Raw genomic sequence first — 18,186 nt, 5'->3', positions numbered from 1 at the left:
CTCCTGTTCTTTTACTATTTTTCTGAAAAAGTAATATAACTGAACTTCGACCATTCGCTCTGTTTTAGTGCATTCCTGTCAAATGCATATTCCGTTTTTACAAAACTGATCGGATTGTCTATGTAATCGTATACATGCTTTTTACCGTCAAAGATCTGATTAACATCAACCTCCAGATCCAGTGCATCATATTTCTGTTTCATACTGCTTTTGATTACCTGCTCATCTGGCGTTCCCGGATACCATTCGCCTTCTGCAGTTCCCATTACTTCAAATTTGAGTTTTGGCTTATCATAGTATTTTGCTACCATAAACAAATTCCTTGCATGACCGTCAAAGTAGCTTCCCTGTATATTCTGCTCTGCTGCAATCATCCATTCATTATCTTTTTTATACTTGAATACTCTGCTGTCTCCTTTCCTCAAAATCTCGGTTCCATAAATGCTTCCATATTCTGTTGTACACAAGTGTAATGCTGACAGATAAACGTGTCCCGTGCCATCTACTTCGTACATCTGAAGTCTCAGAGCTGATTGACCCCATTTTGTATAAGGATCCATGTTTACAATAAGCAGTTCACTTTGACCATCTGAATCATAATCATCAATATCATACGTCAATGGCTGAAGTTCCAGCCTCAAATCTCCCAGAGCAATATTCTCTGTATCTGAGTACAAAAAATATCCATTATACATTGCCGGTGTTTTACATAAATACTGATAGTTTTTAGCAAATTCTTCCAGTGCCGAATCTTTATCAGCTGTGTCAGTATTTTCTGTTAGTCCTGTACTATCTGGATTAACGGTCACTGAAATTGTTTTCTTTATTTTTTTACCTTTTTTATCTTTTCCTTTTGTTGTCACCGTAATTTTGCTTTTGCCTGCTTCCCTTCCCAGAATGACAATTTTGTTTTCGGAAGTTCTGACCTGAATTTTTTTATTGTTTGTTTTCAAGCTTACTTTTTTGCTTGCATTCCCTTTGACTTTTATCTTGTAAGATATCTTCTTACTCTTTCCTGCTTTTATGCTGACCTTCTTTTTCCCTACTGAAAAAGAACGGACATATTTTTTCGGTGCAGCAGATGTCGTCTGCGGTTTCATTCCCAGACCCATACATATCAATACAAGCATGATAAAAATCTGTTTCATTTTTCTCTTCATGTGTTTTCCTCCTTTGCGTTGTCCTGCTCCGTTTTGTTATAGACTAATTTTAGCTTATTTTCCTGTACCTGTATATACGGTCTCACATGTTACTAAAATTGTTACGCCCTCTTCCTGTTGTTTCTTTTTTTCTGAAACACTATCTGTATTTATTTTACTTTTTCTCTGATTCTTTCCTCAAGATGTGTCAGATTTTCAGTCAAGATTTTATATACAAAATCTCACAAAACTGAACCACTTGAGCAAAAAACCCGGCTTTCACCGGGCATATTTGCTATGTCTAAAACAGATAATTTCTAAATTTCCTGCAACAATTTATTTCTCTTTTCTTCATATTCTTCTTCTGTAATAATATTCAGATCATAAATCTCTTTCAACTTTTTAAGTTTTTCAATAGCAGATTCTCCCTGTACAACATTATTAACAGCACTTGGAGTATGATTGTTTTTAAATTCCTGATATATTTCCTGAATTCTTCGAATATATTTTTCAGCCTGTGCATTATCTTTACGGAAAATAATCGAATATTCATCATCAAACGGAGCCATTTGCGAATTCGTAACATAAGTTCCCGGTTCTACTGCAACTACCATATCCTGACGAACCCCCGGTACAGCAAACGTAATCCATTGCTCTGACTGCAATAAACCTTTACTCATCTTATGTGAAATCGCTGTAACACTGTCAAAATAAATTGTTGTTTGTTTAGCCACTTTCCATTTCGTATCTCTTTTAATTTCCACCCTGTCAGCAAATACTTTTACTTCAGCATGCATTTTTCCACGTGCCAGACCGCAATCACTGATAAAACTAAAAATTTCTCCCATTGTTTTTTCTCCTTTAATTTTTATATTTTTGTGCTTTACTTTGTTCTCGTATAAGTATCTTTCTCTACAATAAATAAGTCTTTTTCTAAATAATACTTACTACGATTATACCTTGCCTCTTCTGCTGTCTCCGCTTTATCATAAGTTCCTCCTGCATGTCCTTCACTGCTGCTAAACACCAACGTCCCATCTTCTTTAAATATATAATGATCTGCACTTTCCCCCCAGGATGCATTGTAAGTAAACGGTGCCGTACATCTTCCGTCCTCTTCAAAAATAGCAATATCATTGTAATTTGATAACCAATTTCCAATAAGCATATTTTCAGGTTTATTACTTCCACCACAAGCCATTAACAGTAATGTTAACACCAAAGCACTTATCATTGCCATTATCTTATATGTTTTTATTTTTTTCATCCTTCTATTTCCTTTCACATCATTTACTCAAAACTTCTATTTCAGCTCAACTGCTTTTGCATTATCCAGATTAACCGTATTAAAGAGACGCTCTCCATTTTCATCAATCGTTTTCCACTCTCCACCTAACATATCCGAATCATTTAAACTATAAAAAATACCGGCAATTGGACTGTCCTCTTCATCTATAACATATGCCATTCCATTCTTATAAGGAGTGATCGCTCTGTATCCTTTTTCATATGCATTAAACATCTCTTCCCCTTTTGTGTTATAGACCACTATTTCCTGATCTGGTCTTCCATACTCATCCGTAACATCCTGTACCGTTATTAGTTTTCCTTCTGAAAAATCAAATTCACTGCACTTGATTGGTTCACCGATAAGATTCCAGGAAGTATCAAAAAGCCCTACATAATTATTTTCATCTTTTCCTTGCAAAGGGAGTGCAACACATCCGTCTGTAAACATTAATTTATCAGGTAATTCGTCCATTTTCACTCTTTCTGTATATTCATTATCCATTACTTTGAATTCACCTGATGAAAGATTATAGGAAATCAAATATTCACCATATTCTTCTAATATGCAGTACCCATCCTTTATATAACCAGAAGCGGACTCCAAATTTCCTCCCAGCTCTTTCTTTAAACCTACTTCACTCAAATTTCCTTTCTTATCCATCAGAATCATCTTCGCCACATATCCCGTATCATCCGGATCTTCATGATCTAATCCTAAAACAGTCATATCTTCGCAAAAGTAAATATGATACGGAAAATCTCCATCAGTCTCTATCCATTTATCACTCTCTGTACAATAACATTTGTAAATATAATCCCCATCACTATTACGAGTATAATAACGCCATACGCCTTGTCCACAATAATTAATTTCATCAACAGGCTCCGTACCTTCTACTGAAAATTCTGTAACCTTCTCTCCCTTTTCATTGTATAAAGTATATACATAACCGGCACTGTCAAAACCTGAACTGTATTTTTCTGTCCAAATCTGTCCTTCCGCATATGTTTTAACTGTAGTATCATCAGATATAGTATAACTTTTTATAACATTACCATCTAAATCAATCTGATAAAAAATATCATCCGTCTCTACAAATGCACAGCCATTAAAAAAAGGTGAAATATAGGTTATATCCGGATTATTGACAGAAAACAAAGCATTCCCTTTCAAATCCAAACAGAAATAACCATCATACAGACTATTTTCACTTCTGGTTTTGATCCATCCTTCACCTTCACTGAATTTATAGGTCATTTCTACATACGGAGATGTCTCTTCTGTACTTTCCTCACTGTCTTCTTCATATTCCTCATAATCTTCGTACTCATCATCGGTATCATCTTCTGTCACTGTTTCGCCTGCTGCTTCTTCATTGCTTTCATATTCAGTGTTTGCAGTACTTTCTATTACGGTCTCTTCTGTCTTTTGGTTGTTGGAACATCCGGTTACCGCTAATGCTGAAAAAATCAATCCCATTACTAAAAAACGATAATTTTTCTTGTACATTTTCTTCTTTTCCTCTTCTTCTATTTTGTTCTCGTATAAACGTCTTCTTCTATGATCAATTTATCTTTATCCAAATAATACATACTTCCATCATCCAGTGCTTCTTCCTCCGTATCTACCTTTTCATAAGAACCTCCTGCGTGACCTTCACTGCTGCTCAATACTAATGTTCCATCTTCTTTTACAGTATAATGATCTGCACTTTCCCACCAAGATGCATTGTAAGTAAATGGTGCTGTACATCTTCCATCCTTTTCAAACGTAACAATATCATTATATTCGGATACCCAGCTTCCAATAAGCATATCTCCTGGTTTCTCACTACCACTACAAGCTGTCATTAACATCGTTAATGTTAAACCACTCACCAGTATTACCTTTTTACATAAGTTGCATTTTCTCATTCGAATCTCCTTTCCTATTCCTCACAGGCACTTTGGTTTCTCCATCTTATTTTAGCTTAGTTTCTTATGTCTGTATATACTATTCGCCGTGTTACTAAAATTGTTACACCTTCTTTCTATTTTTTCTTTTTTTCAGAAACACTGCTTGTATTCATTTTACTTTTCCCTGTTTTTTCTCTCAAGATGTGTCATTTTTTCAGTCAGCTTTTCTCGATATTTTCTATTTTTTCGGCAATAAAAAACCCGGCTCTCGCCGGGCATTTCTGTTTATTTCCTCTACTGTTATAAATTCGATACTTTCGTCTGTTTCTCTTTTCTTTTATTCTTTTTTCCATTATTCTGTTTTCCAATCTCCATCTTTCATTTCTTCTTCCACGATCTGCTCTGCCTCTTCGAAGCTATAGAACATCTCTTCATCGAGGTTCTCGCAGAAGTCATAAAATGCCTCCAACATTCCGGTTTCCTGGATCTGGAGGTTGACCATCTGGTCGATTGCAAGCGGCAGCCGCAGGGTGCCTATTTTTGGTGTGATGTAGAGATAAACGGGCGTTTCGGTGTTGCCGATGCTGTTTTTCAGGATGCGAAGTCTGGTCGCACGCTCCGGGGCGAGCAGGGCTTTGACGATCTGGATACGGTCTGAAACAGACGGAATCTCGTAGAGTCCATCCGGGATTTCCGGGATTTTGCCGTTTTGGAGGAATCTGAGGATACCTTCCATGCTGCATATATAGATCATTTTCTGTTTTGCCAGCTGTCTTGTATAATCCTGGAGTTGGACGAGGAAGATCTCTCTGCCCGGCAGGTCCTTACGAACGTATTTCTGAAGGATTTCTTTTGTCAGAACCGGCATAAAGCATGGTTCCATCTGCAGACTGTATCCTGTGGAGCGTTCGGAGAAGGTGGCACTTAGAAATGCCATCTGTTCTGCGGCATGATTGGCAGAATCTGCAAGGCTGGCAAAACGGCTGGCATGACTGTGGCAGTTTTCGAAAATTTCAGAGAGCATCTTCAGCATTTTCGGCTCTTTGGTGAGGTATCCTTTTTTTAGATCTGCAGTCAGTATACAGGCATACCCGGAGGTCAGTACCATATATGGAAACAGTGCAAACATCTGATTCTGCCCCGGTATATAACCGTAATAGTACCAGGTCTGGTATTCGTAATTATAATGATAGAGCGGCAGAATATTTTTCAGGCAGGTCAGGTTGTAATTTTTATCTTTTCCTGTGGCTTTGTTTGTGTCATCCAGGCAGAATATATGATCCACCCGTGTCTGTATGCCACTGTTGCTGCACATGGCAAGGATACTCGCCAGAAAATCGCTCTCCGGCTGAAGCAGCATGCGGATATGTCCTTCAGACTGGTGTGTCTCATCCGCAGTCATATACATCAGGGCAGAACGGACGGCGTGACGTCCTTCTAACAGCATAAAGGTTTTGTCTTCCATTTCAAATCCCTGTTCTGCACGGATCGGCTGCAGAGCAAAATCGAGTTCTCGTCCGGCATCGACTTCTGTCAAAAATTCCAGAACCGCTTTTCGACGATAGTAGATATCGTAACCGACAATACTGATCTGATAGGCTTCGTAAAGTTTTGTTTTCTCCAGGGGTGTCAGATGCATATATCCGGCCACTTTTTCGACAAATTCTTTGCCTGGCGGATTGCGTTTGCCGTTGATAATTTTATACATATTTCCACGGTCGTAGCCGCAATACTGGGCAAGACGGTAGGTCTGTATTTTTTTCTGTTTCATATATTCGGATAACAATTGTGAAAATATACTCATAACTTTCTCCCATTCTGTCTGTTTTTCTTTCAATGTAAATCTCCATGTCTTATTATGTAAAATCCTCTTGTATTTGTCAACTATTCCAACACTTTTAACACCAATTAAATACTACGCCTATAGTATTATGAACACAAAAGGGGGATTGATATGGTGGACTTTGGCAACACTTTGAAGTCACTGCGTCTGCAGAAAAACATGACCCAGGCACAGCTGTCACAGAAGCTTGGGCTGACAAAATCCGTCATCAGTGCTTATGAAACAGGATTACGTCTGCCTTCTTATGATGTTCTGATTCACATTTCCAAAATTTTTAACGTCTCAACAGATTATCTGCTTGGCGTAGAACAAAAACAGAATGTTGATTTCTCCGGACTGACGGAAGATGAAATTTCAGCTATTTTACATTTGATCAAAGTCATGAAACGCAATCGGAGCGGTGTAACTTAATGCTACACCGCTCCGTTTTTATCGAAATGTCAGGATCTGTGATCTGTGGCATCTCTTTTTGTAATTCATTTTTTCAGGTTCTTCATCCGCTTAGAAGGATGCAACTTTTTCTGCTGCATACTGAAGGATCAGAACTGCGTCGTTTGTATCCGCCACGTCGTCTCCGTTTACATCTGCGGCTGCTGCTGCATCTGCATCGAGGCTTGTAATTTCTGCACTTGCTGCCAGAAGTGCTACACTGTCGGCTGTTGTTACTTCACCATCGTTGTCTACGTCGCCCAGAAGTCTTGCATCTGCCACTTTGCGTGTCAGTGCACGAACTGCTGCGTCTACATCATTCTGAAGAGCGTCTGTGTTGTCGTATACTGTCTGTGCTTCTGCTGCCGCTGCATCCAGTCCGTCGATGGTTGCTGCTACATAAGCGTCTGCGTTTCCAAGTACTTCATTTGCTTTGTCAAGGATTGCTTTCAGAGCTGCTTTGTTAGCTTTCATCTGAAGATTCAGGATTGCATTGATCAGATCTGCATATGCGGTTCCGATCTCTGCTTCTGTTCTGTTCGGATTTGCTATAACATCTTCTGCTTTCTTGATCGCTGCTTTGAGGTCTTTCAGGGAATCGCTTGTGTAATTGCCGTCCAGAAGTTTCTTTGCGGATTCAATCAGATTAACCAGAGATTTCACATCTGCTTTGTCTGCTACTTTGTTCAGTTCTGCAAGGATTGCTTCTGCTGCTGCATCTACTGCTGTCTGATCTGCATCTTTATCTTCCAGAACTGCTTTTCCGCTTTCCAGTGCTGCTTTCAGAGCTGCAATGTCTTCATAATTTTCCGGATGTGCCAGGATCTTTTCTGCTTCTTCTACTGCAACTTCCAGATGAAGTTTCTGTACGCCATACTCTAATTTGGAGTATGCTGCTACCAGCTCTTCCATTGCTGCGTTGATCTGTGTGCGTGTTGCATTCTGATCTGCTGCTACTGCTTTGGCTGCTGCCAGTGCACTCTGTACTGCTGTCCAGCTGTCTGCTGTGTAGTCTTCTGCGTTCAGTGCGTTTACTTTTGCGATGACTTTTTCAAGTCCTCTGTTTGTTTTTGATTTTGTGGAGATCCACTGCCAGATAGTTACTTCTTCGCCGTCGATGTTTTCTTTGCACTCGTTGTTCAGAGTGTAGAGCCATGACCAGTGTCCGTTGTACTGATACGGTGTGCCGTCTGCTCTCTTGTAGAGACCTGTGGTGTCGTGTACATCGTCAAACAGTGAGAAGTGGATATCGCTTCCGCCTGCTTCTGTCAGTCTCTCGTAAGCCTTCGGTGAGTAATTACCGTTGGATACGAAATTGCCGTCTTCATCAATGGTACCAATTTTTACGGTCGGGTCATTCTTTGCATGTGTGAACCAGATCGGCATATCTTTGATAGATTCTACCATTTCGTCTGTCAGTGCATCGTTTGTGTAAGCTTCGCATACCGGATATGCTGCTGCAAAGTATTTCGGATAATGTACGATCATGTTCATGGTCATAAATCCGCCGTTTGAGCATCCGCCGATGTATACGCGGCTTGCATCGATATCAGAGTTGCTGTTTACATAAGCTTTGATCAGTTCCATCAGAGCTGCTGTGTATTTGGAGGTTCCATCGCTTGTATACTGTCCGGAACCATTATCCATCCACATCGTCGGGCACTGTGCTGCCAGAACGTATGCTCCGCCGTCAAAGTACTGCTGTACAGTATCGGTTGCCAGGTTGACTACTTTGTTTCCTAACAGTGCTACACGTGGATCTGTTCCGCCTTCGCCTGCCCCATGCAGCCAGATGATCAGAGCATTTTTCTTGCCGTCATTCTTAGCTGCTTCCAGTGTATAGGAAGCGTATGTCAGAGCGATCTGACCAAATTTTTCATCGTTGTAGCTGAACTTACCTTCAAGATCAAAGTCATCACAGATCCGTGAGGTGTCTGCTGCAAATTTATTTGCTGCAAAATTTACGCTGCTGCCGTCTGCTGCTTTGAGTTCTTTATTTAAGGTTACTTCATATGCAGTGTCTACATACTCATTGTGGCCGCTTCCGAAGAAGTTGTAGTTGAACGGAGATCCGATGGACAGATCCGGTCCTACTTCCAGTTCCAGAGTAATGTAATTGCCCGTTGCTGCTTTGTTTCCGTTTGCATCGGATACATAAGCTGCGGTTACGTTACGTGTTCCTCTGGATGGTCCAAGAAGGAATCCGCTGAGTGCTTTTCTTGTTACGTTTACTTCAAATGCAGATGCGTCAATATTTCCGCTCATTGCTTTGCCGACATTTACAACAACCTTGGAGATTGCCGGACCCCAGTCATAACCTTCGGTGATCGTGGAGTATGTTGTGGACGGAACAACGTCATCTTTTTCATAAGAAGTGATCGTCTGCAGTGCGTCTGCATACAGTTCGTTCAGTGATTTTGCTTCCAGGTCGTTTGCGTTTGCAAATTCGATGGAATTCATAATAAAGTTACAGATGTTGATGGCTGCTTTCTGAAGGTCACCAAGAGAGATAACCTGTGTAGATTCTACGCCGTCATCCATGCTCACTTTATAAGTAACAGTTGTCACACCACGGCTGTTTGTTGTAACAGATGTGATATAACCCTGTTCTTTCAGTTCTGCGACTTTTTCGTTCAGTTCTACGCCTTTTGCTACGGTTGTGGAGATTTTCAGATTGCCGTTCAGATCCAGTTTGTATCCGCCAAAGTTCGGAACCATCTTAGAAACTGTGATCGGATTTCCGCTTGCATCAACATCCTGAATGCTTCTCTCTTCCAGTTCTACATAACCATCGCTTGTCCATGCCGGCTCATTGATAAAGCCTTTCATGATCTGAGAGTAGCCTTTGCCCGGGCAAACAAGGTCGTTGCCTGCGTGCATTTCGTACATCGGTACAGACTGTCCGCCGCCCCAGTCTGTCATGATCATGCCTTTGAATCCCCATTCGTCTCTTGCAAATGCGGTACAAAGATCATAGTCATCCGCTGCCGGTCTTCCGTTATTCTGGTTGTAGGAGGTCATAATCGCCATCGGCTGTGCCTGTTTTACAACCATTTCGAAACCTTTGAGGTAGATCTCACGGATTGCTCTTTCAGAAACGGTATTATTCTCTTTGTTTCTGCTTGTTTCCTGAGAATTCAGTGCATAGTGTTTGATGGTAACGCCAACACCTTTGCTCTTCTGTACGCCGAGTGTTGCTGCTGTGCCGGTCACACCTACGACTACCGGATCTTCAGAATAATATTCAAAGTTACGTCCGCAGAGTGCGTTTCTGTGGATATTCATACCAGGTGCCAGCCAGGAACCGATACCAAATTCTTCCATTTCTTCGCCAACGCCTTCGCCGTAAGCGTAGATCTGCCCGGTATCCCAGGTCTGTGCCAGCAGTGTACCGATCGGCCATGCAGTTGCATACTGATAATAGTCGGTATCATCCTGTTTATAGTGCTGTGTAATACGAAGACCTGCAGGTCCGTCAGACAGGTTTACAGGTACAAACCCTTTTTCATCGTTTTTCCAGGTTGCTCCTGCAACGCCCTGTACGGTCTTGTCACTGGAATGTCCGTTTACCAGGTTTGCCAACTCATAGAGGCTTAAACCGGATACGAACTGCTCAAGGCTGATCTTACCGTCGTAAACATCTTTCAGTGTATTCTTGCTGTAGTCGCCGTCAAATTTCTTAACGTGCTCCTGATAAGTCACACTGTAATCTGTGCTGTTTGCATTTCCTTTTTCTACACGGGAAACGGTTCCTGTTGCTCCGTCTTCATTCTTGGCAAACAGATATTTTTCTTCGGTTGTATCGGAAGTGTAAACCGTTACATCTTCGTTCTCTTTGATGATCTCCGGTGCTTTGTAGCCTGTAAAATCCACTTCAATCGTCTTCGCTGCCGCGATCTCATTTGCTTCGCCATCGTATGTGATCGATGTTGCACCTTCGGTTGTCATCGGCTCCAGGGTCGGATATTTATCACTGTTTTCGATGTTGTCGTTTTCTGTTACCGGAACCATCAGGTTGCTGTACTGCTCGGTGATCGTGTCTTCTGCGACATTGAGTTTCGCTGCTACGTGTGTATTTCTGGAAGAATTACCGACACGGATAATGTAATCGCCATCTTCCATCACGTAAGCTGCTTTGTCGGTATCGTAAGATCCCATTTCTTTCGTATCAAAACTGATCGTAAGGATCTGAGACTCGCCCGGTGCCAGTTCGTCTGTCTTGGCGTAGCCGGCCAGTTCCTGATATGGCTTGTCCAGTTCACCGTCCGGAGCTGAGAAATAAACTTCTGCTACTTCTTTACCGGATACGGTACCGGTATTTTTTACCTTAACCTGTACGGTTACTTTATCTTTGTCTGCTTTTACCGATTTTGTTGACATCGCAAAGCTTGTGTAAGATCCGCCGTAACCAAACGGATAAGATACATCTACGCCAAAGGTATCATAATAACGATATCCTACGAAAATATCATCGTTATATAATTCCTGAGCGGTGTTGCCGTCCTGGTTTGCAAATCCTTCACTCGATGGGTTGTCATCGAAATTCACCGGCCAGGTGTCGGTCAGTTTACCGGATGGATTTACGGTTCCGTTCAATACTTCTACCAACGCATCTCCGCCTGTCATACCGGCCTGAGACATCAGAAGCATGGAATCCAGACCATCAATCTCATCAAAAAACTTTGTATCAATGATTCCGCCTACGTTCAGGACAACAACAACATTTTCAAAGTTCTGTCCCAGCAGCTTTAAGTTCGCCTCTTCATCGTCGGATAAGAGGTAATCACCTTTTCCTGCGGAACGGTCAGAACCTTCACCGGAGTTACGTGCGATCACGTAAATAGCGGTGTCTGTTTTTTCTGCTGCTGCTTTGATCTGATCTACGGCACCTTCGGTCTGCTCATAAATCGGTTCATTTACCCATTTGTAGCTCCAGCCCTGGCTTGTTCCGCCGCCATTTGCCGTCCATCTTTCATGCATCTGATTTACAAAGTCAATATCAACGATATCATAGCCTGCATTTTCAAAGCCCTGCTGTACGGTAACGTTATCACGCTGGTTTACTGCACCGGAACCGGTACCTCCTTTGATGGTATTGTATACGCCCTGACCAAAAAGTGCGATCTTAGTTCCTTTTTCTTTGGAGATCGGCAGGGAATTGTTCTTGTTTTCCAGAAGGACCATACCCTGTGCTGCAATGTTTTTCGCCGCTGTTTTATGTTCGATCTCTCGGTCACTGATTTCCGGGTTCGTTGTTGCTGCCAGTGCACTTGTGCTGCCGGTAAGTACCATTGCAAGCGACACTGCGACTGCCATCACGCGTTTTGAAGTTCGCTTCATTGCCGTGCCTCCTTTTTCTATTCACTTATTTCATGATGCCAGGGTCAAAAGGTCTAAATCCACATGAGCTTGCTCATAGGTGGATGAAAGACCTTGGGACCCGCCCCTATATGAGCATAAAAGTGGGATGATAATCCCACGATATGCGAATACTGGGGTGCTATGTGCCAGTGGCACATGTTTAGCACCGACCGAAGCGGAGCGTAGAAAGGATTGTGGGAGTGCAACGCACGGAACAATCCGTAGGCATCATAGTTGAGGACTTTTGACATACACAGGATAACGTGATCCTCCTTCCTTCTGTTATGCTGTGCTTCAGACAGTGTCAAATCTGCCTTTCTGTTAACATGCCCTTGTAATTATATATTTTATACAAGTTTTTTGTGGGTTTCCATGTAATATTATACGTTTTGCTTGCATTTTTTTATGATATCCACATTTTCTACTGAAATGCCTGGTTTTTTACACAAACAGGCTTCCGATGAATCATCCTGTATTGATTTTTTGTATATTTCAGGACTCCCTGACAGCAAAAAACGACAGAGGAATTACTTCCTCTGCCGCCTTTATTCTTTATTCTTCTTGTATACAGAATTTTTTAGAATCCTGCAACTTTCTCTGCTGCATACTCAAGGATCAGAGCTGCATCGCCTGTGTCTGCAACACCGTCACCGTTTACATCTGCTGCTGCCGCTGCATCTGCATCCAGTCCTGTCAGTTCTGCACTTGCTGCCAGAAGTGCGGTACTGTCGGCTGTTGTCACTGCACCATCGTTGTCTACGTCACCTAACAGTCTTGCTTCTGCAAGTTTCAGTGTCAGTGTACGAACTGCTGAGTTTACTTCATTCTGAACTGCATCATCGTTATCATAAACTGCCTGTGCATCTGCTTTTACATCTGCAAGTCCTTCGATGGTTGCTGCTACATAAGCATCGCTATCTTCCAGAACAGCTGCTGCTTTTTCAAGCATTGCTTTCAGGGCCGCTTTGTTGCCTTTCTTTTCCAAAGAGATCACTGCATCGATCAGATCGCTGTAAGCTTTGTTTACTTCTTCAGCGGTTCTGTTCTTGTTTGCTACAACAGCTTCTGCTGCTTTGATTACTTCATCCAGTTTTGCAAGAGAATTGCTTGTGTAATTTCCATCCTGAAGTTTCTTTGCAGATTTGATCAGGCTTTCCAGTGAGGAAAGATCTGCATTTTTCACTGCTTTGCTCAGCTCGTTCAGGATTGCAGTTGCTGCTGCACTTACGGTTTCCTGATCTGCATCTTCGTTTGCAAGAACGGCTTTACCGTTTGCTACTGCTTCTTCCAGATTTCCAAGGCTGCTGTATTTGTCTGCACGTACCAGCACTTTTTCAGCTTCTTTTATGGAGATTTCCAGATGTGTTTTCTCAACACCCTGTTCCAGGCTGTTCATTGCTGCCAGAAGATCTGTCATTGCGTTTGTTGTCTCAATAACGGTTGCATCTGCTTTTGCTGCTATTGCTTTTGCTGCATTCAGAGCTTCTTCTACTGCTGCCCAGCTTGCTTTTGTATAATCAGAAGCATTCAGGTCTTCTACCATAGCGATCACTTTGTTTAAGGATTCAACGTTTGCAGAAGCTTTCTGTACGCTGTCTTTTGTTACGCTCTGATATGCTTTCAGGTTGCCAAGTGCTGTGCTGTAGTCTTTTACTTCTACACCATAACGTCTCTGCATCATGTTGGAGTTCATGATGATGTTCAGGTTGTTGATCGCACTCTTCTGTACATCGCCGAGGCAGATGATGTTGTTGTCTACATATTCACCTTTGTAAGTCAGAGTCTTGCCATCGTTGCTTACGGTTACAACATCGGTTGTTGCCGGTACGCTGAATGTTCCAGGATTGAACCATCCCTGACGATAGTTCAGATAGATTTCTTCACCGTTTACAAGGATTCTTCCGTCATCTGCAACGGTTGCTGTATAGCCTTCACCAAGTGATGTCGTTACCGTCTTTGTTCCAGCGGCAGACGGTGTAAATTCATTCCATTTTGCAGAATATACTTTAACAAATCCGTACATCAGCTGAACGTCGATCGCTACCTGTCCTCTTTCATCGAATACCGGTGCTGCATCCTGCATACCGCTTACGATATTCTGTGCTCTTTCTGCTCCGCCCGGCATGATCATGTCATTTCCTGCATGCATGGACTTCATCGGAGTGGAGGAACCGCCGTTCCAGTCAGTCATGATCAGACCGTCAAATCCCCATTCACCGCGGGCGATGTTGGTACACAGATCGTAAGAATCTGCAGTCGGTACGCCGTTGATCAGGTTGTAGGATGTCATAATAGACATCGGACGAGATTCTTTTACTGCAATTTCAAAACCTTTCAGGTAAATTTCACGCAGAGTACGTTCGCTTACGATCGTGTCAACTGCATTACGGTTACTTTCCTGGTTATTTGCTGCGAAATGCTTCAGGCATGCACCAACACCCGGTGTTTCCTGAACGCCCAGTGTGCAAGCTGCTGCCATAACACCGGATACAACCGGATCTTCTGAATAGTACTCAAAGTTTCTTCCGCAGAGCGGATCACGGTGAATATTCTGAGAAGGTCCGAGCAGAAGTGTGATGTTCATTTCATCAACTTCTTTACCAAATGCAACACCGATACGTTTTACAAGGTCGGTATCCCAGGTCTGAGCCTGTACATAACTTACCGGCCATGCGGTACAATACTGGTACAGTGTCTGTTTTTCATCGCTTCCTTCAATGGTCGCATCAAATTTCTGTGCTACTCGTACACCGCCAGGACCGTCTGCAAGAACGATGCCCGGAATGCCATACTGATCGTAAACGGTTGTCTCACCTGCTGCACCTTTTACCGTAGAAGAGTTGCTTCCAACGATCGGAGAATTTTCATTGGCAACGCCCCATCCGCTTCCGCAGTTCAGAGCCGCCAGTTCTTCTACACTCATCTGTGCGACAAATTCGCCCATCGTAGCTTTTCCTTCAATGACATCTTTTAAAGTAGAATCTTTCTTTTCTACCACTTCTACTTTTTCGTACGGCTGTGTTGCTTCATAAGCAGCATCTGTTGTGTAAGTGGTTACTTCTTCATTTTCATATGCAGATGCATGGTCTTCTGTCTTGATTTCAGAAGCATCAACTTTGATAACCGGAGCTGCTTCTTTTTCTGCTTCCTCTGTTGGATAACTGTAGCCCTCTTCCGGTTTGCTCCATTCTACCAGATCTTCGCCGTTCGGAACTTCCATCTGGTTGGAAAGCTGTTCAGTCAGTGTGGTGTCATCCACTTCAATGGTTGCCTCAACACTGGTATTTCTGGAAGAATCACCGACACGCACATAGTATTTTCCTTTATCCAGAATATAAGCTGCCTGGTCTTCATTATAATATGCCATGTCTTTTGTATCATAAGAAATCGTCAGAATCTGCGATTCGCCCGGTGCAAGTTCATCCGTTTTTGCAAATCCGCCAAGTTCCTGATATTCTTTCTCTGCCTCTGCAGAATCCGGTGCGGAATAATAAACCTGTACGATTTCTTTTCCGCTGTAAGTGCTGCCGGTATTGGTAACTTTTACTTTTACGGTAACTTTATCGGCATCTGCTGTCACAGACTGTGTCTCAATTTTGAAATCTGTGTAGGAAAGTCCATAACCAAACTCGTATTTCGGTGTGATATTAAAGGTATCAAAATAGCGGTAGCCGACATAAATACCTTCGTTATAAACTTCTTTCTTGACGTTTCCGTCTGCATTTGCAAAGGTATCTGATGCCGGATAGTCACTGTAGTTTTCTGCCCAAGTATCTGCCAGTTTTCCGGATGGGGTTACGGCTCCGGTCAGAACATCCAGAAGTGCGTTGCCGCCTTCCTGACCTGCCTGTCCCATCAGAAGCATTGCATCCAGTCCGTTAATCTCGTTATAGAATTTTGTATCCATAATACCGCCGACATTCAGAACAACGATGGTCTTTTTAAAGGACGCTGCCACACGCTCCAGATTTTCACGTTCGAGATCCGTCAGATAATAATCACCAATATCATAAGATTCTCCGTTGTAAGTTCCCTTCGTCCCTTTCAGTGTACGGTCGGTACCTTCACCGGCATTTCGGCTGATGACATAGATTGCCGTATCGGAATCTGCAGAAGCATCTGCCAGCTCTTCATCACTGATCTCCATCTCAGGGAATTTGAAGCAGTTCATCGTACTGTTTCCTTCAATTTTGTGCTGTGCATCATAAGCATCTGCGTATGCATCGAGCATATCAGAGTTTACGATATCATAGCCGGCTTTTTTAAAGGTATTATAAATGTGGATATTATAACGTTCATTCAGATCTACATCCCAGGAACCACCTCCGGAAAGTCCTCCGTTGAACGGGTCACCGGAACCAAATCCGCCTTTGATGGTACGAACCGCACCGCTTCCGAACAGTGCCAGTTTTTTTGTCTTCAAAGGAAGTGTATGGTTTTCATTTTCCAGCAGAACCATACCCTGTCCGGCTGCCTCTCTTGCCAGTGCCGCATTGTCAATCTCCCGCTGTGTGATCTCATCACTTGTACTGGCTGCCAATGCAGAAGAACACGGTGCTGCGACCATACTCACTGCCAGTGCCGCTGCCATGGCACTTCTGATTTTTCTGTTACGTTTTTTCATTCTTTGCTCCTCCTTTTGCTCGTTTATACGTTTTGCTCTATGATTATAGATTTTACACAATTTTCTTTTGATTTTCCATGTAAAATTATACGTTTTTCTTGTAAATTTTTATTATGTATCAGGATATACAGTCGGATTAATCAAAAACAGCAGAGGTTTTTATCTCCTCTGCTGCTCTTTTTTTAAAAAATTACGGTTTAAAATTCTCGCTCGCCCATTTCTTCCAGAAATGCCAGATAGCCTTTAAATGCTTCATAGATATCTGCTTTGCTTGTTACTTCGAACGGTGCGTGCATGTTCTGCACTGCCACGCCGCAGTCAATGACTTCCATTCCGTAGTTTGCCAGGATATAAGCGATCGTTCCGCCTCCGCCCTCATCAACTTTTCCAAGCTCGGCTGTCTGGAAAGCCGCCTCATTTTCATCAAGGATCTTGCGGATTCTTGCGATGTATTCTGCATTTGCATCGTTGGAACCGGATTTTCCTCTGGAACCGGTAAATTTATTGAAGGTCAGTCCTTTGCCGAAAAAGGCACTGTTTTTCTTTTCCATGACGGCCGGATAATTTGGATCGTAAGCTGCACTGACATCGGAAGATAACATTCTGGAACTCTGAAGTGCTCTGCGTACTTTCAGTTCGCTGTAATCTCCGGCTGCATCCATAATCTCTGCCACTGCATTTTCAAAAAATCTGGAATGCATACCGGTCGCACCGACGCTGCCGATCTCTTCTTTATCTACCAGCAGGCATACGCAGGTGTACTGCGGTTTGTCAAGCTCAAACATTGCCCGGTAGGATGGGTAGGCACACACTCTGTCATCCTGGCCATAGCCCATGATCATACTCTCATCCAGTCCATAATTTCTTGCATTTCCGGCCGGAACAGCTTCCAGTTCTGCAGAAATAAAATCGGTTTCTTCTATATTATATTTCTCTTTTAACAGCTGAAGGATCTGCTTTTTGACCGGCTCTTTTTCTTCGCCGGAAAGCGGTATACTGCCGACTAAGATATTAAGGTCTTCGCCTTCTACCACTTCATTGCCACGTTTTTCCATCTGTTTTTTGCCAAGATGCGGAAGCAGATCGGAAATGCCGATAACCGGATCGGATGGATCTTCACCCAGTGCAATCTCCACGCTTGTTCCGTCTTTTTTTGCCACAACACCGTGCAGTGCCAGCGGCATCGCAACCCACTGATATTTTTTGATTCCGCCGTAGTAGTGTGTTTCCAGCATCGCCAGACCATCGCTCTCATAAAGCGGATTCTGCTTCAGGTCCAGTCTCGGAGAATCAATGTGAGCTCCTAAAATATTCATGCCCTTTTCCATAGGTTCTTTTCCGATATGGAACAGTGCCAGTGTTTTTCCCATGATGGAAACATAAACTTTATCGCCGGCCTGCAGTTTTTCGCCGGATCTGCGAACTTCTTTCAGACTCCTGTAACCTTTTGCTTCTGCTTCTTTTAAAATCTCTTTTACACATTCTCTCTCTGTCTTGCATTTTGAGAGAAATGTTCTGTATTCTTCACAGAAATCATATACTTTCTTTCTGTCTTCTTCCGTATAAGATTCCCAGACTGTTTTCTCATTCATTTATTTTACCTC

At 42.6% G+C, this 18,186-nt stretch carries 11 protein-coding genes; 1 reads left to right on the top strand and 10 read right to left on the bottom strand.

Annotated elements, in window-relative coordinates; translation table 11 throughout:
- Positions 1–14: 14 nt before the first annotated feature.
- From ACLTL4_RS03585 to ACLTL4_RS03560, 6 genes are all read right to left on the bottom strand, one after another.
- Positions 15–1,160, bottom strand: coding sequence for a hypothetical protein (locus ACLTL4_RS03585; protein WP_412291113.1), 1,146 nt, complete (start codon positions 1,158–1,160; stop codon positions 15–17).
- Positions 1,161–1,456: 296 nt separating this feature from the next.
- Positions 1,457–1,987 (bottom strand): SHOCT domain-containing protein, encoded by a 531-nt coding sequence (locus ACLTL4_RS03580; RefSeq protein WP_201892098.1) that lies wholly within the window; start codon positions 1,985–1,987, stop codon positions 1,457–1,459.
- A gap of 35 nt (positions 1,988–2,022) precedes the next feature.
- Positions 2,023–2,406, bottom strand: coding sequence for a hypothetical protein (locus ACLTL4_RS03575; RefSeq protein ID WP_173898104.1), 384 nt, complete (start codon positions 2,404–2,406; stop codon positions 2,023–2,025).
- A 36-nt stretch (positions 2,407–2,442) separates the two neighbouring features.
- Complete coding sequence (locus tag ACLTL4_RS03570) at positions 2,443–3,939, bottom strand: hypothetical protein (protein ID WP_173898106.1); 1,497 nt, start codon at positions 3,937–3,939, stop codon at positions 2,443–2,445.
- 20 nt (positions 3,940–3,959) lie between these two features.
- Complete coding sequence (locus tag ACLTL4_RS03565) at positions 3,960–4,343, bottom strand: hypothetical protein (RefSeq protein WP_173898108.1); 384 nt, start codon at positions 4,341–4,343, stop codon at positions 3,960–3,962.
- 334 nt (positions 4,344–4,677) lie between these two features.
- Positions 4,678–6,129 carry a helix-turn-helix domain-containing protein gene (locus ACLTL4_RS03560; RefSeq protein ID WP_412291112.1) on the bottom strand — a complete coding sequence of 484 codons (1,452 nt, stop codon included), beginning with the start codon at positions 6,127–6,129 and terminating at the stop codon, positions 4,678–4,680.
- A gap of 150 nt (positions 6,130–6,279) precedes the next feature.
- Here ACLTL4_RS03560 and ACLTL4_RS03555 point away from each other — a divergent pair, with 150 nt between their 5' ends.
- A complete protein-coding gene (locus ACLTL4_RS03555) occupies positions 6,280–6,579 on the top strand; it encodes a helix-turn-helix domain-containing protein (RefSeq protein WP_173866334.1) in 300 nt (99 codons plus the stop codon).
- Positions 6,580–6,669: 90 nt separating this feature from the next.
- Here the strand turns inward: ACLTL4_RS03555 and ACLTL4_RS03550 are convergent, their stop codons facing one another.
- The 4 genes from ACLTL4_RS03550 to ACLTL4_RS03535 form a co-directional block, all read right to left on the bottom strand.
- Positions 6,670–11,937 (bottom strand): glycoside hydrolase family 3 C-terminal domain-containing protein, encoded by a 5,268-nt coding sequence (locus ACLTL4_RS03550; protein ID WP_412291111.1) that lies wholly within the window; start codon positions 11,935–11,937, stop codon positions 6,670–6,672.
- A gap of 53 nt (positions 11,938–11,990) precedes the next feature.
- Positions 11,991–12,209, bottom strand: coding sequence for a hypothetical protein (locus tag ACLTL4_RS03545; protein WP_412320241.1), 219 nt, complete (start codon positions 12,207–12,209; stop codon positions 11,991–11,993).
- 326 nt (positions 12,210–12,535) lie between these two features.
- Positions 12,536–16,582: a glycoside hydrolase family 3 C-terminal domain-containing protein gene (locus ACLTL4_RS03540; RefSeq protein WP_412291110.1), complete on the bottom strand. Its 4,047-nt coding sequence runs from the start codon at positions 16,580–16,582 to the stop codon at positions 12,536–12,538.
- A gap of 197 nt (positions 16,583–16,779) precedes the next feature.
- A complete protein-coding gene (locus ACLTL4_RS03535) occupies positions 16,780–18,174 on the bottom strand; it encodes an aminopeptidase 1 (RefSeq protein ID WP_412291109.1) in 1,395 nt (464 codons plus the stop codon).
- Positions 18,175–18,186: the final 12 nt, after the last annotated feature.

The organism is Hominisplanchenecus sp. (assembly GCF_046967715.1).
Taxonomy (GTDB): Bacteria; Bacillota; Clostridia; order Lachnospirales; family Lachnospiraceae; genus Hominisplanchenecus; species Hominisplanchenecus faecis.
The sequence above is the reverse complement of the archived record's forward strand: the minus strand, read 5'-3'. Positions and strand labels throughout refer to the sequence as shown.

Excerpts from the sequence above, each read along its gene's own strand:
- ACLTL4_RS03585 (WP_412291113.1), bottom strand. The coding sequence starts at position 1,160 with ATGAAGAGAAAAATGAAACAGATTTTTATCATGCTTGTATTGATATGT.
- ACLTL4_RS03580 (WP_201892098.1), bottom strand. The coding sequence starts at position 1,987 with ATGGGAGAAATTTTTAGTTTTATCAGTGATTGCGGTCTGGCACGTGGA.
- ACLTL4_RS03575 (WP_173898104.1), bottom strand. The coding sequence starts at position 2,406 with ATGAAAAAAATAAAAACATATAAGATAATGGCAATGATAAGTGCTTTG.
- ACLTL4_RS03570 (WP_173898106.1), bottom strand. The coding sequence starts at position 3,939 with ATGTACAAGAAAAATTATCGTTTTTTAGTAATGGGATTGATTTTTTCA.
- ACLTL4_RS03565 (WP_173898108.1), bottom strand. The coding sequence starts at position 4,343 with ATGAGAAAATGCAACTTATGTAAAAAGGTAATACTGGTGAGTGGTTTA.
- ACLTL4_RS03560 (WP_412291112.1), bottom strand. The coding sequence starts at position 6,129 with ATGAGTATATTTTCACAATTGTTATCCGAATATATGAAACAGAAAAAA.
- ACLTL4_RS03555 (WP_173866334.1), top strand. The coding sequence starts at position 6,280 with ATGGTGGACTTTGGCAACACTTTGAAGTCACTGCGTCTGCAGAAAAAC.
- ACLTL4_RS03550 (WP_412291111.1), bottom strand. The coding sequence starts at position 11,937 with ATGAAGCGAACTTCAAAACGCGTGATGGCAGTCGCAGTGTCGCTTGCA.
- ACLTL4_RS03545 (WP_412320241.1), bottom strand. The coding sequence starts at position 12,209 with ATGTCAAAAGTCCTCAACTATGATGCCTACGGATTGTTCCGTGCGTTG.
- ACLTL4_RS03540 (WP_412291110.1), bottom strand. The coding sequence starts at position 16,582 with ATGAAAAAACGTAACAGAAAAATCAGAAGTGCCATGGCAGCGGCACTG.
- ACLTL4_RS03535 (WP_412291109.1), bottom strand. The coding sequence starts at position 18,174 with ATGAATGAGAAAACAGTCTGGGAATCTTATACGGAAGAAGACAGAAAG.